General features: G+C 62.3%; 22 protein-coding genes. 13 read left to right on the top strand and 9 right to left on the bottom strand.

From position 1 onward, the window contains the following. Positions 1 to 4 precede the first annotated feature (4 nt). From BLW50_RS25715 to BLW50_RS25680, 8 genes are all read left to right on the top strand, one after another. Entirely contained in the window at positions 5 to 1699 is a 1695-nt protein-coding gene (locus BLW50_RS25715; RefSeq protein ID WP_090707682.1) for a dipeptide ABC transporter ATP-binding protein, read from the top strand. A gap of 12 nt (positions 1700 to 1711) precedes the next feature. Next, positions 1712 to 3520, top strand: a complete 1809-nt coding sequence (gene atzF, locus BLW50_RS25710) for an allophanate hydrolase (protein ID WP_090707681.1) — start codon at positions 1712 to 1714, stop codon at positions 3518 to 3520. A gap of 31 nt (positions 3521 to 3551) precedes the next feature. Next, a complete protein-coding gene (locus BLW50_RS25705; protein ID WP_090707680.1) occupies positions 3552 to 3737 on the top strand; it encodes a DUF4089 domain-containing protein in 186 nt (61 codons plus the stop codon). Then, positions 3734 to 5134, top strand: coding sequence for an AtzE family amidohydrolase (locus tag BLW50_RS25700; RefSeq protein ID WP_244544392.1), 1401 nt, complete (start codon positions 3734 to 3736; stop codon positions 5132 to 5134). The genes BLW50_RS25705 and BLW50_RS25700 overlap by 4 nt, the downstream gene beginning before the upstream one ends. Before the next feature lie 11 nt (positions 5135 to 5145). Beyond that, the gene (gene hpxZ, locus BLW50_RS25695; RefSeq protein ID WP_090709710.1) at positions 5146 to 5535 is read left to right on the top strand and encodes an oxalurate catabolism protein HpxZ; all 390 of its coding nucleotides are present in this window, start codon (positions 5146 to 5148) and stop codon (positions 5533 to 5535) included. A 118-nt stretch (positions 5536 to 5653) separates the two neighbouring features. Beyond that, entirely contained in the window at positions 5654 to 7117 is a 1464-nt protein-coding gene (locus BLW50_RS25690) for an MFS transporter (protein ID WP_090707679.1), read from the top strand. A 40-nt stretch (positions 7118 to 7157) separates the two neighbouring features. Beyond that, positions 7158 to 7649: a GNAT family N-acetyltransferase gene (locus tag BLW50_RS25685; RefSeq protein ID WP_090707678.1), complete on the top strand. Its 492-nt coding sequence runs from the start codon at positions 7158 to 7160 to the stop codon at positions 7647 to 7649. Positions 7650 to 7771: 122 nt separating this feature from the next. Continuing rightward, positions 7772 to 8704: a Bug family tripartite tricarboxylate transporter substrate binding protein gene (locus tag BLW50_RS25680; protein ID WP_170850350.1), complete on the top strand. Its 933-nt coding sequence runs from the start codon at positions 7772 to 7774 to the stop codon at positions 8702 to 8704. Between the two features lie 9 nt (positions 8705 to 8713). Here the strand turns inward: BLW50_RS25680 and BLW50_RS25675 are convergent, their stop codons facing one another. The 3 genes from BLW50_RS25675 to BLW50_RS25665 form a co-directional block, all read right to left on the bottom strand. Further along, entirely contained in the window at positions 8714 to 9973 is a 1260-nt protein-coding gene (locus BLW50_RS25675) for a hypothetical protein (RefSeq protein ID WP_090707676.1), read from the bottom strand. A 125-nt stretch (positions 9974 to 10098) separates the two neighbouring features. Continuing rightward, positions 10099 to 11184: a M48 family metallopeptidase gene (locus BLW50_RS25670; protein WP_090707675.1), complete on the bottom strand. Its 1086-nt coding sequence runs from the start codon at positions 11182 to 11184 to the stop codon at positions 10099 to 10101. A 62-nt stretch (positions 11185 to 11246) separates the two neighbouring features. After that, positions 11247 to 11807 carry a LemA family protein gene (locus BLW50_RS25665; RefSeq protein ID WP_090707674.1) on the bottom strand — a complete coding sequence of 187 codons (561 nt, stop codon included), beginning with the start codon at positions 11805 to 11807 and terminating at the stop codon, positions 11247 to 11249. 192 nt (positions 11808 to 11999) lie between these two features. Here BLW50_RS25665 and BLW50_RS25660 point away from each other — a divergent pair, with 192 nt between their 5' ends. Further along, positions 12000 to 12425: a VOC family protein gene (locus BLW50_RS25660; protein ID WP_090707673.1), complete on the top strand. Its 426-nt coding sequence runs from the start codon at positions 12000 to 12002 to the stop codon at positions 12423 to 12425. A 35-nt stretch (positions 12426 to 12460) separates the two neighbouring features. Then, positions 12461 to 12946: a VOC family protein gene (locus BLW50_RS25655; protein WP_090707672.1), complete on the top strand. Its 486-nt coding sequence runs from the start codon at positions 12461 to 12463 to the stop codon at positions 12944 to 12946. A gap of 60 nt (positions 12947 to 13006) precedes the next feature. Here BLW50_RS25655 and BLW50_RS25650 read toward each other — a convergent pair whose 3' ends face one another. Next, a complete protein-coding gene (locus BLW50_RS25650) occupies positions 13007 to 14245 on the bottom strand; it encodes a GTP-binding protein (protein ID WP_090707671.1) in 1239 nt (412 codons plus the stop codon). Between the two features lie 261 nt (positions 14246 to 14506). Here BLW50_RS25650 and BLW50_RS25645 point away from each other — a divergent pair, with 261 nt between their 5' ends. Next, a complete protein-coding gene (locus tag BLW50_RS25645) occupies positions 14507 to 14794 on the top strand; it encodes a hypothetical protein (protein ID WP_090707670.1) in 288 nt (95 codons plus the stop codon). A 95-nt stretch (positions 14795 to 14889) separates the two neighbouring features. Further along, positions 14890 to 15213: a signal recognition particle gene (locus tag BLW50_RS25640; protein ID WP_139267743.1), complete on the top strand. Its 324-nt coding sequence runs from the start codon at positions 14890 to 14892 to the stop codon at positions 15211 to 15213. 173 nt (positions 15214 to 15386) lie between these two features. On the opposite strand, the gene BLW50_RS25635 is transcribed toward BLW50_RS25640, so the two are convergent. From BLW50_RS25635 to BLW50_RS25625, 3 genes are all read right to left on the bottom strand, one after another. Next, positions 15387 to 17684 carry a molybdopterin-dependent oxidoreductase gene (locus BLW50_RS25635; protein ID WP_090707668.1) on the bottom strand — a complete coding sequence of 766 codons (2298 nt, stop codon included), beginning with the start codon at positions 17682 to 17684 and terminating at the stop codon, positions 15387 to 15389. Between the two features lie 95 nt (positions 17685 to 17779). Further along, positions 17780 to 18382 carry an NADPH-dependent F420 reductase gene (locus BLW50_RS25630; RefSeq protein ID WP_090707667.1) on the bottom strand — a complete coding sequence of 201 codons (603 nt, stop codon included), beginning with the start codon at positions 18380 to 18382 and terminating at the stop codon, positions 17780 to 17782. A 109-nt stretch (positions 18383 to 18491) separates the two neighbouring features. Beyond that, entirely contained in the window at positions 18492 to 19154 is a 663-nt protein-coding gene (locus tag BLW50_RS25625; RefSeq protein ID WP_090707666.1) for a hydrolase, read from the bottom strand. 129 nt (positions 19155 to 19283) lie between these two features. Between BLW50_RS25625 and BLW50_RS25620 the strand changes: the two genes are divergently transcribed. Then, the gene (locus tag BLW50_RS25620) at positions 19284 to 20213 is read left to right on the top strand and encodes a LysR family transcriptional regulator (RefSeq protein ID WP_090707665.1); all 930 of its coding nucleotides are present in this window, start codon (positions 19284 to 19286) and stop codon (positions 20211 to 20213) included. Positions 20214 to 20217: 4 nt separating this feature from the next. On the opposite strand, the gene dapA is transcribed toward BLW50_RS25620, so the two are convergent. Next, positions 20218 to 21174, bottom strand: coding sequence for a 4-hydroxy-tetrahydrodipicolinate synthase (dapA, locus tag BLW50_RS25615; protein ID WP_244544391.1), 957 nt, complete (start codon positions 21172 to 21174; stop codon positions 20218 to 20220). Between the two features lie 35 nt (positions 21175 to 21209). After that, positions 21210 to 21434: a hypothetical protein gene (locus BLW50_RS30505; protein WP_139267742.1), complete on the bottom strand. Its 225-nt coding sequence runs from the start codon at positions 21432 to 21434 to the stop codon at positions 21210 to 21212. Between the last annotated feature and the right edge of the window lie 98 nt (positions 21435 to 21532).

The following is a 21532-nucleotide window of genomic DNA, read 5'->3' as shown; positions in this document are numbered from 1 at the left end:
TGAGATGACCGCTCAATCCCTGCTCGATGTGCGCGATCTCACCGTCGAATTCGCCACCCGGCGTGGCACCGTGCGTGCCATCGAACATATCGATATCGCGCTCGCCAAGGGCGAGACCTTGGGCATCGTCGGCGAATCCGGCTCCGGCAAATCGGTCACCTCCTATGCGGTGATGCGCATTCTCGACCGCGCCGGGCGTATCGCTAAAGGCTCGATCATCTATTCCGGCATCGACGTATCGGCCGCCAGCGATCGCGAATTGCGCGATCTGCGTGGCCGCGAAATGGCGATGATCTTTCAGAACCCGCGCGCCGCGTTGAATCCCATCCGTCCCGTCGGCAAGCAGATCGAGGACGTGCTGCTCCAACATGTGCAGACGACGCGCGCCGAGGCCAAGCAAAAAGCCATCGAAGTTCTCGAGCAGGTGCGCATCGCTCGGCCGCAAGAACGCTACCACGCCTATCCATTCGAAATGTCGGGCGGCATGTGCCAGCGCGTCGTCATCGCTTTGGCGCTGGCCTGCAGGCCGCAGCTGCTCATCGCCGACGAGCCAACCACCGGCCTCGATGTCACCACCCAGAAGGCGGTGATGGAACTCGTCACCGAACTGACGCGCGCACGGGGCATGTCGACCATCCTGATCACTCATGATCTGGGACTCGCCGCCACCTATTGCGACCGTGTCGTCGTGATGGAGAAAGGCAAGGTGGTGGAAACCGCCTTATCGAAAGACATCTTCGCCCGCCCGGAGCATGCCTACACGCGCAAGCTGATGCGCGCCACGCCGCGTCCAGGTGCGACGCTGCGCGATCTGCTGCCGGCTGAAGTCGCGGCGGCGATGCCGGTTCTGCCCACACAGGCGGTGGCCAGCGAGACGCTACTGCGCGTCGAACATCTGGTGAAGGAATATCCCCGCGCCAACAGCGACTTGCTCTGGCCAAAGTTTCTCGGCGGCACAGCCAAGGAGCCGGAGGCGCCGTTCCGCGCCGTCGATGGCATCGGCTTCGAGGTCAAGCGCGGCGAGACGGTCGGCCTGGTCGGCGAATCCGGTTGCGGCAAGTCCACCACGTCGATGATGGTGATGCGCCTGATCGATCCCACCAGCGGCAAGATCACCTTTGCCGGCGAAGAGATTTCCGCCATTCCGGCGCGCGACTTCGCTTTGCACCCCATGCGTCGGCGCATTCAGCTGGTCTTTCAGGATCCAACCGACAGCCTCAATCCACGCTTCACCGCCGCCCGCGCCATCGCCGATCCGATTCTGCGCAGCGAAAAGTCGCTCGGCAACGACGCCCTGCGCGCCCGCTGCGAGGAACTCGCCAGCTTGGTCGGCCTGCCGACCGAATTTCTTGATCGCCTGCCGCATCAATTGTCCGGCGGCCAGAAAGCCCGCGTCGGCATCGCCCGTGCGCTCGCGCTCAATCCCGATCTCATCATCCTCGACGAGCCGACGGCGGCGCTGGATGTCTCGGTGCAGGCCGTTGTGCTCAATCTCTTGCAGGATCTGAAAGTGCGGCTCGGCATGAGCTATCTCTTCGTCAGCCACGACCTGCACGTGGTGCGCCTACTCTGCGACCGGGTCATCGTCATGCGCTCCGGCCGCATCGTCGAAGAAGGCACGTCGCAACAGGTGCTCGAAGCACCGACAGCCGATTACACGCGCGAATTGATCGACGCGATTCCCCACCCTCCCGTCTGAGACAAAGCTCGTATGAATTCCTCTCTGGTTAATCTCAGTTTCGATCTGACAAGCCTGCGCCGGGCCTATGCCCAGGGCCTCAGCCCGCAGGCTGTCGTCAGCGAAGTCTATCGCCGCATAGCCACCATCGATGATCCCGGCATTTTCATCTCGCTATTGCCGGAAACCAAAGCTCAAGACCTCGCCGCGGCGCTTGGCGCCTACGATCCACAGCGCCCGCTCTGGGGCGTGCCTTTCGCCATCAAGGACAATATCGATTTCGCCTGCCTGCCGACGACCGCCGCCTGTCCTGGCTTCGCTTATGCGCCCGATGAGCATGCCCATGCGGTGGCCCGCCTGATCGCCGCCGGCGCCATCCCCATCGGCAAGACCAATCTCGATCAGTTCGCCACTGGCCTTGTCGGTGTGCGCTCGCCCTATCCGGTGCCGTGCAACAGTTTCGATGCCGCAATGGTGCCGGGCGGTTCAAGCTCCGGTTCTGCGATCGCTGTCGCGCAGGGCCTCGTCACTTTCGCTTTGGGCACCGACACGGCAGGCTCCGGCCGCGTCCCCGCTGGCCTCAACAATCTCGTTGGTCTCAAGCCAACCCTCGGCGCGATTTCGACACGCGGCGTCGTGCCTGCCTGCCGCACGCTCGATTGCGTATCGATCTTCGCGCTCACGGTTGCCGACGCTTACGACGTCTTCTCCACCATGGCCGGTTTCGATCCGCTGGATTCCTACGCCCGGCCCTGGACCTTTGGCCCGTTGACGAGCCCGCCACCCCAGCTGCGCCTCGCCATCCCCGATGCCAAAAGCCGGATCTTCGCGGACGACGCGCAATCCGAGCGCGCCTTTATGCAAACGGTGGACGACGCTGCCACACTCGGCGCGTCCGTCCAGGAAATCGATCTGACGCCCTTCTTCGATGTCGCCCGCCTTCTCTACGAAGGCCCCTGGGTCGCCGAGCGTCATCATGCGGTGCGCGATTTCATCGCACGCGACCCAAAAGGCATGCTCGCCGTCACCGCTGCCATCATCGGCAATGCGGCAAAATTTTCCGCCACCGACACTTTCGATGCGCTCTACCGTCTGGCCAAGCTGCGCCGCATTACGGCACCGACATGGCAAGGCTGCGACATGCTGATGGTGCCGACCTATCCGCGTCCGTGCAGCATCGCCGATCTGGAGGCTGATCCGATCGCGCCCAATAGCGAACTCGGCACCTATACCAATTTCGTTAACCTGCTCGATCTCTGCGCCCTGGCGGTGCCATCTCGTTTCCGCGATGATGGCTTTCCCTCCAGCGTCACCTTGATCGCACCAGCCGGACAGGATGGCACCATCGCCGCCTTTGGCGCTCGCCTGCAGGCGATCACCGGCCAACCCCTTGGCGCGACAGGCAAGCCACAACCACCGGCCGCCACGCCAACGACATGCGCGCTCTCTCATGAAATAGAACTCTGCGTCGTCGGCGCCCATCTCTCCGGCATGGCTTTGAACGGCGAACTGACATTACGCGGCGCCCGCTTCCTGCGCACCGCCAAAACCCTGCCCGACTATCGCCTCTTTGCCCTGCCGGGCGGCCCGCCCTATCGGCCGGGCCTCCTGCGTGTTGGAGCGGGAGAAGGCCATGCCATCGAGACGGAAGTCTGGGCGCTAACACCAGAGTCCTTCGGCACCTTCGTCGACAGCGTTCCCGCGCCGCTTGGCATCGGCACGACGCTGCTTGCCGATGGCACGCAACCGAAAGGCTTTATCGTTGAAAGCCAGGCGACAGCCGGTGCGCGCGATATTTCGCACCACGGCGGCTGGCGCGCCTATATGCAACAAATCGCCTGAACCAAATCGCCTGAAACACGGGAACAGCGACATGGACGATAACATCGACTGGGACGCCTTTATCGCCGCTTCGGCAAAAGTTATGGACATCACCGTCAGCGAAGCGTCGCGCCCCATCGTGCGCGCCAATCTGGAAGTCGCCGCGCGCATGGCGAAACTGGTGGCCGACTTCCCCCTCGACGAACGCGAAGAACCAGCCCCGGTGTTTGGCGCATGACCATCGCCTATGAAACCATGGCCGCCCATGAGATCGCTGCGGCGGTTGTCGAAGGCAAAGTAACGGCGCGCGCCATCGTCGAAGCCTGTCTCGTACGCATCGCGCAGCAAAACTCGAAACTCAACGCCTTCACCAAGGTCGTCTCCGAACGCGCCTTGACCCGCGCCGACGCCATCGATGCGCGCCGTCGCCTCGGCGGTCAGCTTGGGCCGCTCGCCGGCGTTCCTTTCTCGGTCAAGAATCTCTTCGATGTCGAGGAGGTGGTGACCTTGGCCGGCTCCAAGATCAATGCCGACAATCTGCCGGCTGGCGCCGATGCGACCTTGGTGCGCAAGCTCGAAGCCGCCGATGCCATTCTCGTCGGTAGCCTCAACATGGGCGAATATGCCTATGACTTCACCGGCGAGAACGCCCATTATGGCGCCTCGCGCAATCCGCATGATCCCGAACGCATGGCCGGCGGCTCCTCCGGCGGCTCCGGCACAGCCGTCGCCTCCGGCATGACGCCGATTGCTTTGGGCTCCGACACCAATGGTTCGATCCGCGTGCCCTCGTCGCTTTGCGGCCTGTTCGGCCTCAAACCGACATACGGACGCCTATCGCGCTTCGGCACCTATCCTTTTGTCTCCGCTTTCGATCATCTGGGACCCATGGCGCGCTCGGTGATGGATCTCGCCCTTGCCTATGAGGCCATGCAAGGCCGCGACACCGCCGATCATGCCCAGAACGATCGCCCCGTCGAACCGGTCATTCCCACTCTTGCGAAAGGCCTCGATGGCCTGCGCGTCGCCCGCGCCACCGGCTATTTCGACAAGGGCGGCGAACCGGAAGCCCATAGCGCCGTCGATATCGTGACAGCGACGCTGGGTGCAACGATGGGCATCGACATTCCCGAAGCCGGCCGAGGCCGCGCCGCCGCCTTCCTCATCACCATGGCGGAAGGCGCCAGCCTGCATCTCGATCGCGTGCGCAAACGCCAGGACGATTTCGACCCCGAAGTGAAGGACCGGCTCATCGCCGGCGCCATGGTGCCTGCGGCCTGGATCAATCAGGCGCAAAAATTCCGCACCTGGTATCGCGCGCAAGTCTTGAAGCTGTTCGAAACGGTCGATGTCATCATCGCGCCCGCAACGCCCTGCTTCGCGCCGCGCCTCGGCCAGAAGATGATGACGCTTGCTGGCGTCGATATGCCGGTGCGCGCCAATCTCGGCATGTTCACGCAGCCTTTCTCCTTCATCGGCCTGCCCGTCGCCGCCGTGCCCATCTGGCTTGAGGGCGCCCAATTGCCCATCGGCGTACAGATCGTTGCCGCGCCGTGGCGCGAAGACATCGTGCTGCGCGTCGCCCAGCATCTCGAAGCCGCCGGCATCGCCCGCGCGCCGCTTGCCAAAGCTTGAAAGGACATCTTGTGGTTATCAACGATCCCGAAACCCTGCGCGAGGTCACGGACGCCTTCGAGCGCTATGAAACGGCGCTCACGACCAACGATGTCGAAGCGCTCGATAGCTTCTTCTGGAACGATGATCGCGCCCTGCGCTATGGCGCGGCCGAAAACCTCTATGGTTACGCCGCCATCCAGCAGTTTCGCGCGGCGCGCAAATCAGGCAGCTTCACCCGCACGTTCGACCGTCTCATCATCACCACCTATGGCAAGGATTATGCGACGGCCTCGCTGCATCACCATCCCCGCAATGCTCCCGGCAAAGTCGGCCGCCAGATGCAGACCTGGGCGCGCCTGCCCGAAGGCTGGCGCATCGTCGCTGCCCATGTCAGCACGATTGATGATCCCGACGTTTGATCCCCGTCCTTCGGGATCAGCACGCCCCTCCGCAGCCTGCGATGGAACCAAAGGCGCGGCTGGGACATTTCACACCTGACGTGCTGCAGCGGCACGAGAACAGGGTGGGGAACGCCGGGTGGATCAAAGGCCGAGCGAAACACCGATCAGGCCAGCGGCCGCGCCTGCCATCATCGAAACCGACATTCCCTCGCGGCTGGACCGGCTGCCTTGGACGCGCTTTCATTGGCTCGTCGTTTTCGCGCTTGGCATCACCTGGAGTCTTGACGGGCTGGAAGTGACCATCGCCGGCTCCATCGCCGGCGCTTTGCGGCAGAGCCCAACCCTGCAATTCACCGCCGCGGATGTCGGCCTCGCCAACAGCGCCTATCTCGCCGGCGCGGTCAGCGGCGCGCTGTTCTTCGGCTGGCTGACCGACCGCATCGGCCGCAAGAAATTGTTCAGCGTTACTCTGATCGTCTATCTCGCAGCGACTGCTGCCACGGCCTTCACCTGGGATCTGCCGAGTTTCGCGCTCATGCGCTTTTTCACCGGCGCTGGCATTGGCGGCGAATATAGCGCGATCAATTCCGCCATCCAGGAACTAATCCCGGCGCGCCGCCGCGGCTGGACCGATCTCGCCATCAACGGCAGTTTCTGGACCGGCGCGGCGATCGCCGCCTTCGCCTCGCTCATCCTGCTCGATCCCCGCATTGTCGATCCGGAGATGGGCTGGCGACTGGCTTTCTTCTGCGGCGCGGCCATCGGCCTCGTCATCCTGTTCCTGCGCCGTTACATCCCCGAAAGCCCACGCTGGCTCATCATTCACGGCCAGCCAGCTCGCGCCGAAACCATCATCGCCAAGATCGAAGACGATATCGGCCACGATCGTCTTGAGGAGGTGCGAGACCACGTGCGCATTCGCACCCGCCACTCGACGCCTTTGCGCGAAGTGTTTCGCGTTCTCTTCAAACTTTATCCACGCCGTACCGTTCTCGGCCTAGGTCTGATGGGCGCGCAGGCGTTTTTCTACAACGCCATCTTCTTCACCTATGCGATGATGCTGACGGATTTCTACGGCGTGTCGCCCAGTGATGTCGGCTGGTACATTTTCCCCTTCGCGCTGGGCAACGTCTTGGGTCCACTGTTGCTCGGTCGGTTGTTCGACACGATTGGCCGCCGGCCGATGCTCGTCTTCACCTACGCCATGTCGGCTTTGCTGCTCGCCATAACAGGCTACCTGTTCCAGCAAGGTTTACTCGATGCGCGCAGCCAGACCTTGGCCTGGAGCATCACCTTTTTCTTCGCTTCGGCCGCTGCATCGGCTGCTTATCTCGTCGTCGCCGAAAGTTTTCCGCTCGAAATCAGAGCTCTGGCCATCGCTGTTTTCTATGCTCTGGGCACCGGCATCGGTGGTGTGGTGGCACCGTGGTTCTTCGGTCTGTTGATCGAGACAGGGTCGCGCGATCATGTATTTATCGGCTATCTCATTGGCGCTGGTCTGATGGCGCTCGCCGCCATTCTCGCAGCCTGGCTCGGCATCGACAGCGAACGCAAACCACTCGAGAGTGTCGCGCCACCTTTGTCGCTCGAACATGACTGACGCCCTGCAATCGCCAAAATTTCCTTGTCTTCTGCGGTCCATGTCCGCAGACGCCTATACATTCCGGCCGGCCACGCGCGACGATCTCTCACTCTTGCGCGCCTGGTTGAGCACGCCCGAAGTCAAGCGTTGGTGGGGCGATCCCGCCAAGCGGAAAGCGCTGCTGCACGAAGACCTCGATGAGCCAGACATCAGCATGTGGGTGGTGCTGCATGAAGGACGCCCCTTCGCCTATGCGCAGCATTATCCGGTGCAGGCCTGGCCGCAGCCGCATTTCACCCGCCTGCCGCAAGACGCGTGCGCCATCGATGCTTTCATCGGCGAGCCCGACATGATCGGCAGAGGCCACGGCTCGGCCTTTCTGCGCCAGCTGGCGCTGCGCCTGCGCGGCGATGGCGCAGGCACCATCGCTATCGATCCCGACGTCGACAATGTCCGCGCTCGCAACGCCTATCGCAATGCCGGCTTTCGCGGCCAATGCATCGTCGAGACCAAGACGGGGCCAGCCGTCCTGATGCTGTTCCAGTCCTGATAGCCCGATTGACTGACCTCGAAGAAAGTCTGTAGCGTCCGCAGCAATGGGGGCTTGGCTGACGCATGTGCGTCGTGCCTGACGGGGGGATACGGATGGGCTGCGCGCGAATTGCTTTTGCTATGCTCTTGGTGCTTGCGGCGACCGCAACACAGGCTCAAGAGAACTACCCCAACCGCCCCATCAAACTGATCGTCGGCTTCACCGCCGGTGGCCCCACGGATACGCCGGCACGGCTTGTCGCTGAAAAACTACGCGGCGCCCTCGGCCAGTCCATCATCGTCGAGAACCGTCCGGGCGCCGGCGGCAAGATTGCGCTCGACTATATGCTCTCGCAACCGCGCGACGGCTATGCGCTGTCGCTATGCACCTATATCGACGCGACCAATACGGTGCTGCTGAAGAACCCGGGCTATACGCTGGCCGATCTGGCGCCGATCTCGCAGATCACCAGGGCCTATTATGCCTTTACGGTGCCCACCACCTTGCCGGTGCAGGATCTCGCCTCCTTCGCCGCCCATGCCAAAGCCCGGCCTGGCGCGCTCAACTACGGCCATGTCGGCGCGGGCTCCATGCCGGAGCTGGTCGCCAAACGGTTTGAACAGGCCGCCGGCATCAAGATGATCGGCGTGCCTTACAAGGGCACCGCTGAAGCGTCGATGGATCTCGCCAGTGGCCGGCTCGATTTCATGGTGGCGCCGCTGATCGTCGTCCAGCCGCTGTTGGATGCGGGCTCGGTCAAATATATCGGCATGACCAGTCCGGAACGCCTGGCGGCTTTTCCGCAAGTGCCGACCGCGTCCGAACAAGGCTTTCGCATCACCGACAACGGCTGGCTTGGCGTATGCGCTGGAGCCGGCGTGCCGGCGGCGATCATCGCCCAGCTCAACCGGGAAGTCCGCAGCGCGGTCGCCTCGCCCTCTTATCGTGAAGTGGTCGAGAAAACCGGCGTCACGCCCTATGCGGGTTCGGTCGAAGAGTTTGCGCAGGTGGTGGCTGAGACCGAGGCCGACATGCGCAAACTGGCCGGCGAACTCGGTCTCGAGGCGAAATAAAGCCGCGCTCTAAATTTTATCGAAGCCGCCACCCTTGGCGACGAATCCGCCGGCGACCCGCATCGTTTCGATCGCGCCATGTTGTTCAATCGGCGCGATACCGGGGCCGTTGGTTTTAACACCGCCGGCGATCTCGATCTCGCGAACCGAGCCGCCCGGCTTGATGCTGAGCGCAATGGCGGAGAGCTTCAGCACCACACCCTTAACCAAAGAATCACCCGTGCCGCCAAATGTTTCAATGCCGCGATGTACGACAATACGTCCGACCGGTTGACTGACCTGGATCCCGACCGCACCGTCGGCATGGGTCACCACCCGGTCGAACTCAGCCAGATTCACAGTGCCCGTATAGACATTGAATCCGCGTGCGCCCTTGCCGAAGGTCTCGATCGTCTTATTGACCTTCAACTCATGCACGATGCCAAAATTGACGAAGCCAATGCCGCTAGGGCCATGGGAGGTGATTTTTTCTTCAGCGGTCCAGCGGTCGACGATGCCCCAATTGTCGAGCACCATATCGTTGACGCCATAGGTGGTGACCGGGCCACGATTTCGCACCACATCGACATGCGCGCCATAAACCGTGAAAACGCCGCCGGTGATCTGGTCAGGCGTGCCGAGCGCAATGCCGCCATCGCTATAGACCGCCTCGGTTTCGAGACGCCGCACATTGAGGCGGCCGCCCTTGTCGCCGGCGCCACTGACAAAAATACCGCTGCCGCGCACCGGCGCGCCATCGCGTCCGGCTCCGAGGCCAGCCAGATCAGCGCTGATCGTGACATCCTCGTCGCTCTGCATGTTCCAGAGCGTGAAGGCCCCTTGCAAAACATAAACACCGTAGCCTTGCGGACGCTCGCTTTCGCCACGCGCGTCAGCTCCGATGATATCGAGGCCGATGACATCAACATGACCGCCACGAACCTTGTCGCGCGCCAAAATCTGCACGCGCCCCACCGTGGTCACCGCGCGCAGTTCAATGCGCCCCAGATGATCGACGCCCGTATCGTTAAAGATCGCGCGCTTTTCGATGGCGGTTTCGAGACGCAGGCTATGGACACGATTATCGGTGGAGAGTTGCAATCCATCGCTTCCAGGTACGAAGGCAATGCAAGCATTCTCATCCGTGCCGCGCAGGGATTGACCAGGGGAGAGCCGAAAGGACGGCGTTTGATTGAGACGACCGGTGATCGCGATGCGCTTAACACCGCTGTCTTTCGTCGCGCTGATCAGCGCCTCAACGGTCGTGACATGTTTCTCGGTGGAATCCATGTTGCTCTCCTTCTCCGGACCGTATCGGCGAGAGCGTAACTCACAAAGGATGACGGTTCCAATGTAACCGTTTCATCTCACGTTGCCGTGATTACATCTACGAACGATCAGTCTTCGAGCCGGTCTTAGCCCCAGGGGCCCCGGCGCCGTTCTTGCGGCGGCGCGGCCGGCTCTGGCGGAACAGGTGGCGCCGCAGCCGGGCTCTGGCTATTGTCGACAATCTCTTCGCGCCCACCGGCATAATTCTTCAGCGCGGCAATGCGCGCTTCGATCGGTGGATGGGTCGAGAACAGATCGGCAAAGCCTGAGCGCGGATTGTCGAGACACATTTCCATGATCCCCGACGGCGCGTTCCTGATCTCGCCTTTGCCGTCGATCTTGCGCAGGGCCGAAATCATCGCATCGGGGTTTTTCGTCAATTCCACCGATCCGGCATCGGCGAGAAATTCGCGCGAGCGCGACAGCGCCAGCCGGATCATCAGCGACAGCACCCAGGCGGCCGCAACGATCATCGCCACGATCGCCAACGCCGCCACGGCGCCGCCGCCCTTGCCCTTCTCCCGGCTGTCCGACGAACCGCTCGATGACGAGGAGGAGGACCATCGTCCGGAAAGGCTCATACGAAAGAACATCTCGGCGAAAAACGCCACCACACCAGCCACCACCATGGCGACGATCATCATCTTCACGTCGCCATTGCGGATATGGGTCAGTTCATGGGCGAGGACCGATTCCATCTCCTGGTCGTCAAGCAGGTTCATCAAGCCGCGCGTCACGGTGATCGTATATTGCTTGTCGTTGACGCCCGTCGCATAGGCGTTCGGTACGTCGGTCTCGAGAATTTCCAGGCGTGGCGTCGTCACACCGCGCGAGATGCAGAGGTTTTCCAAGAGGCTGTAGAGTTTCGGCTCTTGCTGCCGCGTCACCGCATTGGCCGACAGCGCCAGGCCGATAATGCTCTGGTTGAAGCGGTAGGAGAAAAACACCCACACCACTGTAACGAGCGTGACGATCGGGAAAGCAGAGCCAAGATCACCCACCGCCCGCGCCAGAATGCGATCAAGCGGCAGATCGCCCGCCTGCAGCGCTTCGGCGGCAAGCGCGCCGGCAAAGGTCAACACATAGATCAGCGCGAACAGCGCCCCGATCAGAAACAGCGATCGGATACGGTTCGCCCTGATATAGGTGTAGAGACCGAAGACCGGCATCATGGCTCAGGCTCCGGCAAGCGAGATCAGACCCCAGGCTTTTAGAAGTTCATGCTGAACTTCACTCAAAACTTCACCTCGGGGGCCACTTCGATCTGCTTGCGCTCGGTATCACCGACGTCGAAGAAGGTGCGCTCGACAAAGCCCATCGACCGAGCATAGAGCACAGCGGGGAAGGCCTGGATCGACGCGTTGAACTCGCTCACCGCATTGTTGTAGAAGCGCCGCGCCGCCGCCAGCTTGTCTTCGATGCCCGACAGCTCGGTCTGCAATTGCTGAAAATTGGTATTGGCTTTGAGATCGGGATAGGCTTCGCCCAGCGCGATGAGCCGGCCAAGCGCCCCGCCCAGCGCCGCCTCGGCCGCGCCCTGCTGGGCCGTGCCGGTGGCGTTCAGCGCCGCATTGCGCGCCTGGACCACCGCTTCGAGCGTGCCCTTTTCGTGCGTCGCATAACCCTTCACCGTCTCGACCAGATTGGGAATGAGATCGTGACGCTGTTTTAGTTGCACATCGATGTCGGCGAAAGCCTGGTTGGTGCGCTGCCGCAGCCCGACAAGGCTGTTGTAGCTGGCGATGAGCCATAGGGCGATGACGACAATCAGACCCAGAAAAATCAAGCCAGTCATGGGCGAAACTCCATCGCGCGTGGCCGCCCCGACAGTCCGCAGAGGGCCGATAACCCAAGTCCTATCATAAGCTTGTCGACTAAGCGACCACGCGGCCTGGCCCCGCCGACAGATTTTTTCATCGACCCTGTCGGATTGCCGGCCGGCGCTTCGTCCTAGGAGCGTGCCCCGCAGCACCCCAAGGAGTGTGCCATGTCCAAGTTGATCTTCGTAAACCTGCCAGTCACCGATCTCGCCCGTTCGATCGCCTTTTATGAATCGATCGGCGCCCGCAAGGATCCGCGTTTCTGCGACGACACCGCCGCCTGCGTGGTGTTTTCCGACACAATCCACGCCATGCTGCTGACCCACGACAAGTTTCGCCAATTCACCAGCAAAAAAATCGTCGATGCGAAGACCCACAGCGAAGTGCTGATCTGCCTGTCGGAGGACAGCCGCGCCGATGTCGACAGCACGATCGCCAAGGCCAAGACCGCCGGCGCCGCCATCGATCCGATCGCGCCGCAGGACTATGGTGTCATGTATGGCCGCAGCTTCGAGGACCCGGACGGCCATATCTGGGAGGTGATGTGGATGGATGTCGACGCTTTCCTCGCCGCGAGCACTCAACCCGCCTGAACCAAACCGCGACAACCGATCAAAGGAAAATCGTCATGTCGAAGATTTCCCCCTGTTTGTGGTTCAACGGCCAAGCCGAGGAAGCGGCGAACTTCTATGTGTCGCTTCTGCCCGATTCCCGCATTCTCAAAGTGCAGCACAATGTCGGCGACACACCCGGCGGCAAGGACGGCACCGTGCTGGTGGTCGATTTCGTCGTCGCCGGTCAAAGCTTCATGGCGCTGAACGGCGGCATGAACGTGGAATATACCCACGCCGTGTCGTTCAAGATCGATTGCGAGGATCAGGCCGAGGTCGATCGCCTGTGGGACAAACTGTTGGAAGGCGGCGGCAAACCCGAACAATGCGGCTGGCTCAGAGATCGCTTCGGCATTCCTTGGCAGATCGTTCCCAAAGCCATGTTGCAAATGCTGAGCGATCCCGACCGCACCAAGGCGCAACGAGCCATGCAAGCGATGCTGAAAATGGTGAAGCTCGACGTCGCCGCCCTGCAGGCCGCCTATGCCGGCAAGGCTGTGTGAACGACCAGGCATCGATGGCGGCTCCAGGCCGCCATCGATGATCCATGAACAACCGCTATCTTAGTCGACGGTTTCCACCGCAGGCTCCCATGACGGAAACGGGTCGAAGGCCTCGGCGAAATCAGCCTTCGTAAGGCGCTGCGTATCGGCAGCACCAACGAGGCAAGCATCGAGCGCGGCGCGTATGGCGCGCTCATCCATTTCCATGCCGATGAACACCAGTTCCTGGCGACGATCGCCCCAGATCTCATGCCAATGGGGATTGCGATGCAGCGCCTCGATCTGCTCGCGCGACCACTCGCTTTTATTGACCGCTACCCACCAATAGCCAAGGCCACTGACGCGCGCGACAGCGCCGGCGAGCGAGAACTCCCCCACCCACCGTGTCCGCGTCGACAGCCAAAAGTGACCCTTGGCCCGGATCAGGCCCGGCCACGTGCTGTCGATAAACGCTTTGAACTTTTGCGGATGAAACGGCCGGCGCGCCCGATAGACGAAACTGCCGATGCCATATTCCTCCGTCTCCGCCACGTGCTTTTCAGGCTCATAGAGTTCCTTGAACCACAGCGGATGGCGCTGCGCCTTCTCCTCATCGAAAAGGCCCGTATCGAGAATGGCATCGAGCGGCGCCTGGCCGAAATCGGTTTCGACGATCCGCGCATCGGCATTCAGGGCGCGCACCACATGGCGCACCAGGCGCAGACCTTCCGCCGACACGTCAGTCACTTTGTTGATGACGATCACATCGGCGAATTCGATCTGCTCGACCAGGAGATCGACCAGGGTGCGATCATCGCCCGCACCGGCCGTCTCGCCGCGGTCGCGCAGAAAGTCATTGGAGCCATAGTCACGCAGCAGATTGGCCGCATCGACCACGGTCACCATCGTGTCTAGGCGGGCGATGTCCGACAGGCTGACGCCAGCCTCGTCGCGAAACGAAAACGTGCTGGCGACGGGCAGCGGCTCAGCGATGCCGGTGCCCTCGATCAGGAGATAATCGAAACGACCGCTCTCGCCGAGCTTGCGGACTTCCGACAGAAGATCGTCGCGCAGGGTGCAGCAGATGCAGCCATTGGTCATCTCCACCAGCTTCTCGTCGGTGCGCGACAGATCGGCGCCACCCTCGCGCACCAGATCGGCGTCAATGTTCACCTCGCTCATATCGTTGACGATGACGGCGACCTTGCGCCCCTCGCGATTGTTCAAAACGTGGTTGAGCAGGGTCGTCTTCCCCGCCCCCAGAAAGCCCGACAGAACAGTGACCGGCAGCCGGCGGCCCGCGATAGTTTCAAAAGCCATTGCGCTTTCCTGTAATGTTATACTATAACATATCTAGCAGGCCAACGCGGGCCTGGCCAGCCCCACGAGGTGGAGTTTGCAGGAAATCAGAGAAAAGCTGCCAGAAAGGCGCGTAGAGCAGCCGCATCAGGCAAGCCTTGCCGGGCCTGAGAGCCGGTGGAAAAACGCCAACGACAATGTCAAACGCCAAGCCCCGACCGGGCGGCGCGCCTTCTGCGCCGTCCTCTGTCCGCTTTTCAGCGCCCGTATTTCGAGGCCGCCATGTTCGCTTTAGGGCTCCGCAAGCGGCGCGCGGGAGATCCGGACAAGGCGCGCCGCGCGTTGAAAGTCCGCGTGCGCCATGTCCTGCACCTGTCGGATGAAACCGCCGTCTCGATCAGCCACGCCCATTGCGCAGCCCCCGCCTGCACCGAACCACAGACAACCGTGTTGCTGTTCATCCCGGACCGACCGACGCTCTCTTTGCACATCGATAAACCGCCCGAGCACATCGGCGATGCCGATATCCTGCAGGCGATGATGCGAGCCGGCTCTCAGCCTGTTGGCTAACTTGCTGGCACGGCGGCACCCGCTAGACTGGCAGCGCGGCGGCGAACGCTGAGGTGACGATGAAGCGAGGCTGCAAACCACTCTTGAAACCGCTCTTGAAACCGCTCCTGGCCACCTGCCTGTGCGGGCTGCTCTGCGGGACGGCCTTCGCCTGGGACGAAGCGGAGCGCAGCACTTTGGCCAGATCGCTCGCAACACTGCTGGCCTCAGAGACGCCGTGCGATCTCGCCTACAATCAGGAGGCGATCCGGCGCTTTATCGACAAACAGGTGCCCGCCAACGACATGCAGTTCCCCACCGAACTCACCAATTCCCTGTTCTTCCGCAATGAAGAACTCAAGGACATGTCGACATCGCAGAAGACGGCGCACTGTCATCAGATCGAGCGCATCGCGAAGTCTTATAGTTTCGTCAGATAGACATTCAGATCAATGGAATCGCCGAGCGCCATACCGTCATTGCGAGGAGCGCAGCGACGAAGCAATCCAGGGGCGCGCGGTAGAGTGTCAAGAATACCTGTGGTGCAATCCCATTTGCGCCCAAGATCCTACACCTTGACTCCTGGATTGCGTCGCTCGCTCGCAATGACGGTTTATCCGCGTCGGGGCAGATCGAAAGCCGAGGGCGCCGGTGGCTCGTCGCAACGCGCGATCTCGACCAGCACGGTCTGCGCCGCCGACGATTGGCCAAGCCGCGACGTGCCCTGATCATGGGTCAGCACATTCGGATTGCCGTGCTTGTCGAGACTGCCGCTTTCACCGGGCTTCTCGGGGTCATACCAAGCGCCGGTGGCGATCTGAGCCACACCGGGTCGTAAGTCCTCGGTGATCACCACACCGGCGATACAGGCGCCGCGATCGTTGAAGACGCGCACGAGATCGCCATTCTTAAGGCCCCGCGCCGTCGCGTCCGCGCCATTCATACGCAGCGGCTCGCGCCCCTTGATCTTCAAGGCACGGCTGATCGGCGCCGGATCAAGCTGGCTGTGCAGGCGCACCGATGGCTGGTTCGACAACAGATGAATGGGATAGCGCGCGCTCTCAGCGCCGCCGAGCCATTCCGAGGGTTCGAGCCATGTCGGATGCGCTGGGCAGTCGTCGTAATCGAAGCCGGCGATGGTCTGCGAATAAAGCTCGATCCGGCCGGACGGCGTCGCCAGCCGGTTGCCGTCGGGATCGTCGCGAAAAGCCTTCAACAACGGAGCCGACTGCACCGGCTGAGGAAATTCATAGACGCCTTCCGCCCAGAAGTGATCAAAGTCCGGCAGGTTGTAGCCGAGGCTGCCGGCGCGCTGCGCCGCCTCGTCGTACATATGCCGCAACCAGCCCATCTCGTCGCGACCAAGATGATAATCGGCGCCAAAGCCCATGTCGTCGGCCAGCTCGGCGAAAATATCAAAGTCGTTACGCGCCTGCCCGACGGGCGCGATCGCCTGGCGCATCGCCATATAGAACCGGCTCGCATCCGACGCCTGGATGTCGTTGCGCTCCAAGGTCGTCGTTGCCGGCAGAACGATATCGGCGAATTTCGCCGCCGGGCTCCACCAGGGTTCGTGAACGATCACGGTCTCCGGCCGCCGCCAGGCTTCGACGAAACGATTGAGATTGGTATTGTGGTGGAACGGATTGCCGCCAATCGAATAGACCAGCTTGATATCCGGCAGGACGATCGTCCGGCCGTTGTATTGCAGCTCTTCACCCGGCCGCAGCAGCAGATCGGCGATGCGGCCCACGGGCACATGGGTTTTCACCGCATTGGGGCCAAGACCGAGCGTCGGCTTCGGCAGATTGGCTGGCGCCGGCAAACCAAATCCACCGGTTGCTGCCAGGCCAAACGAGAAACCGCCGCCCGGCAGACCGATCTGTCCCAGCAGCGAAGCGAGCGCGATGGTCGCCCAGACCGGCTGCTCGCCATGATCGGCGCGCTGGATCGACCAGCTTGTGGCCACCAATGTGCGTGTCGCCGCCATGCGCCGCGCCAGCGCGCGGATGGTTTCGGCATCGATCTCGGTGATCTGAGCCGCCCAATCGGCGTCCTTCGGCTGGCCGTCACTGCGGCCCAGCAGATAGTCCTCGAAGCGCGGATAGCCTTCGCAATAGCGATCAAGAAAAGCCCGGTCGTGCAGGTTCTCGCTCGCCAGCGTATGCGCCAGGCCCAACATCAGCGCCGCATCGGTATTGGGGCGGATCGGTAGCCATTGCGTCGTCAGATGACGGCCGACATCGGCGCGCGACGGGCTGATGTTGACGATCTCCATCCCGGCCTGGCGCGCGCGTTCGAACCAATCCGGCACATCATGCAGCGGGTGTCCACCCGGATGGATCTGCGCGTTCTTCAAATGCGCCCCGCCGAAGAGAACCAGCAGCCGCGTGTGTTCGACCATCACCGGCCACGCGGTCTGCAAATTCGGAATGTCACCACGGCCGATCACATAGGGTGCGATATGCATGGCAGCGCCGAAACTGTGGTTGCCGATCTTGTCGACATAGCCACCGTGCAAGCCCAGAAAGCGCTTCAACACGCTCGGCGCATGATGCAGCCGCCCGGCGCTGGCCCAGCCATAGGAGCCACCATAGATCGCTTCATTGCCGTGATCGGACTTGACCCGCAGCAACTCCTCCTTGACCAGGCTGAGCGCCTGCGGCCAGCTCACGGCGACGAACCTGTCACCGCCGCGCCCGGCACGCGCCGCACCGCGATGGCGCAGAAAGCCTTCGCGCACATAGGGCCTGTCGATCCGCAATGGATCGCGCACGATATCAGGCAGGCCCGAGGCCAGCGGAGAGGGATTGGCATCACGTTGATGCGGCTGGGTCCCGACAAGATCGCCTTTGTCATCGGCGATCACGTCATAAACACCCCAATGCGATGCAGTCTGGATCGCGCGCATTCGACCGGCCTTCCTCACCCGATGCCCCAATCATCAAGGCATCACAATGGAAAAGCCGGCCGATGTCGATATGCCCAAGCGCGTGCCAGCTATGTTCAGCCGAACTTGACGAGGTTATGCACCGGCAGAGGACCGCCGGGAAATTGCACCAGCCGGGCGCCAACAGCGAGCCCGCCCAGATCGATGCCGAAAAAGCCGAGCCTGTCGATCAGCGCGGCGATTTCGGCCTTCGCCCTCGCATCATCGCCCGAATAGAACAGGACACGCCGGCCACCCTCGGCGTGCGGATCGCCGGCCAACACGGCAGCCACGAGGTGATTGAAGGCCTTCACCACGCGCGCGCCGGGAACCAGATCGGCGAACACTTCGCTCGAAGCCCGACCATTCAATTCAGCCGGCTTGAACAATGGCCCCTCGATCGGATTGTTGGCATCGACGACGATGCGCCCCTTCCAATCCGGCAGACCCGCCAGTGCCGCCGGGATCTTCGTCCAATTGACAGCAACGAAGACGATATCGGCCTGTGCTGCTTCCGCGCGGCTGCCCGCCTTGATCGAAGGGCCGAGCTCCCGCACCAGCTCGCGGAGCGACTCCGCCCCGCGACTGTTGGAAAGCGTCGCCGCGATGCCAGCGCGACCGAGAAGCCGCGCGATCGATGCGCCGATATTGCCCGAACCGATAATGCCAATGCTGCTCATGACTCTTTCCTTTCAGACTGTGGGAGAGGTTCGGCGGCGCACCGTCACCGGCGGATTTCGGACCTAATTGCAGGGCCCCGAACCAATCCGCCGGCAACGATCCGGATGATCAGACGCCGCCGCCGGGCGCTGTCGCGAGAAGTTGCAGCTCCCAGGCGAGCGCGATGCCGCTGCCACCACCGTAAGGGGAGAGTACGTCACCAAGGTTCGCGGCCGTTTCCTGTCGCGCCCAATCGCGCTGCCATTCAGCCATCACCGCCATCCAGGTGATCGGCGTGATCCCGGCCACGATCATGCGCTGCACCGCCATGTCATGCGCTTCACGGCTCACGCCGCCGGAGGCATCGGTGACCGCGTAAACTTCATACCCTTCGCCCGCCGCCTGGATCGCCGGCATGGCCAGGCAGATTTCGGTCCACAGCGCCGCGAGGATCAGCTTCTTGCGGCCGGTCTTCTTCACCGCGTCGACGACGCGCGCGTCTTCCCAGGTGTTGATGAAGGTCCGATCGATCGGCTTCTGCTCGGGAAAGACATCTTGCAGGCCCTTGATAAGCAGGCCGCCGCGCGCTTCCAGCACCGTCGTCAGGATGGTCGGAACACCAAAGACCTTGGCCGCCTTCGCGAGCCCAATGACATTGTTCACCACCATCGTCGGCTCGTGGCTGTGCAAATTGGCGAACTGGAACGGCTGGTGATCGATCAGGACCACGACCGAATCCTGGGGCGTCAGCAGGGCATTCAGACCGTTCTTGGCGGGGGCGGCGCTCGACATGTTTCACTCCGATTGTTGGGCTGGCGGCAGGGCCAGCGGCTTCGACGGAGTGGTTATTGCCGATCGATAGATCAAAAATTAGTTGGAAATAGCTGGATTCATTTTCAATGAATGCTTTAGAATACTGGCATGGAGACCCTCGCCAATCTCGAATCCTTCGTCCGCAGCGCCGAGGCCGCTGGCTTCTCCTCCGCTGCCCGACGACTGGGGCTCACGCCCGCAGCCGTGAGCCGTAACGTCGCCATGCTGGAGCGCAATCTCGGCGTGCGCCTGTTCCAGCGCAGCACCCGCAAATTGACCCTGACCGAAGCTGGCGAACGTTTCCTACTCTCCATCCAGGGCAATCTCGCCGATCTGCAGGCGGCCATCGCCAGCGTCGCCGCCGATCGCAGCGAACCGACAGGCGTCGTCAAGGTCAGCATGAGTCTCGCCTTCGGCATCAATCATATCCTGCCGATGCTGCCGGCCTTCCTCGCCCGCTATCCGCAGATCCGGGCCGATTGGCGCTTCGAAAGCCGCCCCATCGATCTCATCGCCGAAAGCTATGACGCCGCGATCGGCGGCGGCTTTGAACTCGCGTCCGGCATTGTCGCGCGGCGGCTGACGCCAGCACATCTCATCGCCGTCGCCTCGCCCGCCTATATGAAAGGCCGCACGCCACCGGCTGATCCGGAGGGATTGGCGGAGCTCGACGGCATCGTCATGCGCTCGGCCGTCACGGGCCGCGTGTTGCAGCGGCTGATGCGCAATGCCTTCGGCACGGAAATGCAGCTCGCGCAACCGGAGCGCATCGTGTTGAGCGATCCCGCCGCCATGTGCCACGCCGCCACTTTAGGGCTCGGCGTCACCATGATTTCCGTGCCCGATGCCCTGCCGCATCTTGAAAGCGGCGCGCTCCTGCGTCTTCTGCCAGGCTGGTACACCGACATCGGTGCGATCTCGCTCTATTATTCCAATCGCACTTTGTTGCCAGCGAAGACCCGCGCCTTCATCGACTTCATCGTCGACGCATTCCGCGAGCAACGTCTGGCCGAGCGTTTCGCCGGCAGCATCGGCTGACAACCTAACGCACGGCTCGTCGCAAGCCAGTCACACCAGGCGAAGGAACCGCTGGAGCCACGGAGACGTGTTCGCTGGCGCCAAAGCCCATCATGGTCAGTTCCAGGGCTGTTTTGGCGGCTCCTGAAAGTTCAGTGAGCGGCAGGCGAACATCGGGCGATAGCAAATGGAACATCGCCAAGGCATGTTTCACCGCCGCGGGCGCACAATCGAAGTGCACGGCATCGCAAAGCGGCGCCAGTCGTGCAGCCAGCGCCAGAGCGCTGCGCAAATTGCGGCGGCGGCAGCTTGCATAGAGGCTGCGACAGGTGACCGGCGCAATATTGGCCGTCGCTGAAATGCACCCATCGCCGCCTTGCAGCAAAAACGAAACCGCCGTCGCCTCGTCCGCAGAAAACAAGCGGAACCGCGCCGGTAGCAACGCACGCAACCGGGCGATACGGGAAATATCGCCAGAAGAATCGGCTAAGCCGACGAACTGAGTGGAAGCGGCCAGCCGCACCACCGTTTCATCGCTTAGCGGCCGCAGGCTGCGCGCCGGCGCATCATGCAGGATGATCGGCAGGGGTACCGCAGCGGCGATCGCTTCGAAATGCGCGACGATCCCGGCCTGCATCGGCTTGTTATAATAGGGCGTCACCGACTGAATCGCTTGCGCGCCGCTTTTCCAAGCGCTGCGCGCCAACTCCACCGCCTGCGCCGACGCATTCGATCCAGCCCCCGCGATCACCGCCGCCCGACCGGCCGCGACCTCGACCGCCAGACGCACAAGCCGCTCATGCTCCTGCGGCGCCAGGGTGGAAAATTCGCCGGTCGTCTCGCCGACAACAAGGGCCTTCGCGCCGGCCTCGATCTGGCGCGTGCAGATCCGACGAAACGCTGCCTCATCAAGCGCGCCATGTCGATCAAACGGGGACGGGAGATCGGGGATATACCCCATGAGCCAAGGCAACGTCTGCACGGAGGGATCCTGTTGTGATCGAACTGGGAGCACGATCAGGCCCGGCGCAACGCCGGCCATTCGAATTCGAGAGGTGCCGCGCAGGAGACAATGGCCTCGGGATGATTCCCGTTCTCGAACAAGGCGTAGCGCAGTGCCGTCGCTTTGTTGACGAACATGCCGCCGAACACATTGTTCTCTTCGCGCACGATCCAACGGCCGCTGTGATCGCGGCCCAGAAAAACAACTGCACTACACAAAGGAGGTTCTTCTTGTTTCACGGCACGGCTCCGTTTCTGCATTGGCAGCTCTGGGCTGCCGGACGCGCATAAACGGCGACAAGGCCATAAAATCTCCATGGTGAAACCGGGCCATCACG

Source organism: Beijerinckia sp. 28-YEA-48 (genome assembly GCF_900104955.1).
In the GTDB taxonomy this organism is placed as follows: Bacteria; Pseudomonadota; Alphaproteobacteria; order Rhizobiales; family Beijerinckiaceae; genus Terripilifer.
The sequence above is the reverse complement of the archived record's forward strand: the minus strand, read 5'-3'. Positions and strand labels throughout refer to the sequence as shown.

What these genes read in the sequence shown, in the direction of transcription:
- BLW50_RS25715 (WP_090707682.1), top strand. Translation starts at nt 5, where the DNA reads ATGACCGCTCAATCCCTGCTCGATGTGCGCGATCTCACCGTCGAATTC.
- atzF (WP_090707681.1), top strand. Translation starts at nt 1,712, where the DNA reads ATGAATTCCTCTCTGGTTAATCTCAGTTTCGATCTGACAAGCCTGCGC.
- BLW50_RS25705 (WP_090707680.1), top strand. Translation starts at nt 3,552, where the DNA reads ATGGACGATAACATCGACTGGGACGCCTTTATCGCCGCTTCGGCAAAA.
- BLW50_RS25700 (WP_244544392.1), top strand. Translation starts at nt 3,734, where the DNA reads ATGACCATCGCCTATGAAACCATGGCCGCCCATGAGATCGCTGCGGCG.
- BLW50_RS25685 (WP_090707678.1), top strand. Translation starts at nt 7,158, where the DNA reads ATGTCCGCAGACGCCTATACATTCCGGCCGGCCACGCGCGACGATCTC.
- BLW50_RS25680 (WP_170850350.1), top strand. Translation starts at nt 7,772, where the DNA reads ATGCTCTTGGTGCTTGCGGCGACCGCAACACAGGCTCAAGAGAACTAC.
- BLW50_RS25675 (WP_090707676.1), bottom strand. Translation starts at nt 9,973, where the DNA reads ATGGATTCCACCGAGAAACATGTCACGACCGTTGAGGCGCTGATCAGC.
- BLW50_RS25670 (WP_090707675.1), bottom strand. Translation starts at nt 11,184, where the DNA reads ATGATGCCGGTCTTCGGTCTCTACACCTATATCAGGGCGAACCGTATC.
- BLW50_RS25665 (WP_090707674.1), bottom strand. Translation starts at nt 11,807, where the DNA reads ATGACTGGCTTGATTTTTCTGGGTCTGATTGTCGTCATCGCCCTATGG.
- BLW50_RS25660 (WP_090707673.1), top strand. Translation starts at nt 12,000, where the DNA reads ATGTCCAAGTTGATCTTCGTAAACCTGCCAGTCACCGATCTCGCCCGT.
- BLW50_RS25655 (WP_090707672.1), top strand. Translation starts at nt 12,461, where the DNA reads ATGTCGAAGATTTCCCCCTGTTTGTGGTTCAACGGCCAAGCCGAGGAA.
- BLW50_RS25650 (WP_090707671.1), bottom strand. Translation starts at nt 14,245, where the DNA reads ATGGCTTTTGAAACTATCGCGGGCCGCCGGCTGCCGGTCACTGTTCTG.
- BLW50_RS25645 (WP_090707670.1), top strand. Translation starts at nt 14,507, where the DNA reads ATGTTCGCTTTAGGGCTCCGCAAGCGGCGCGCGGGAGATCCGGACAAG.
- BLW50_RS25635 (WP_090707668.1), bottom strand. Translation starts at nt 17,684, where the DNA reads ATGCGCGCGATCCAGACTGCATCGCATTGGGGTGTTTATGACGTGATC.
- BLW50_RS25630 (WP_090707667.1), bottom strand. Translation starts at nt 18,382, where the DNA reads ATGAGCAGCATTGGCATTATCGGTTCGGGCAATATCGGCGCATCGATC.
- BLW50_RS25625 (WP_090707666.1), bottom strand. Translation starts at nt 19,154, where the DNA reads ATGTCGAGCGCCGCCCCCGCCAAGAACGGTCTGAATGCCCTGCTGACG.
- BLW50_RS25620 (WP_090707665.1), top strand. Translation starts at nt 19,284, where the DNA reads ATGGAGACCCTCGCCAATCTCGAATCCTTCGTCCGCAGCGCCGAGGCC.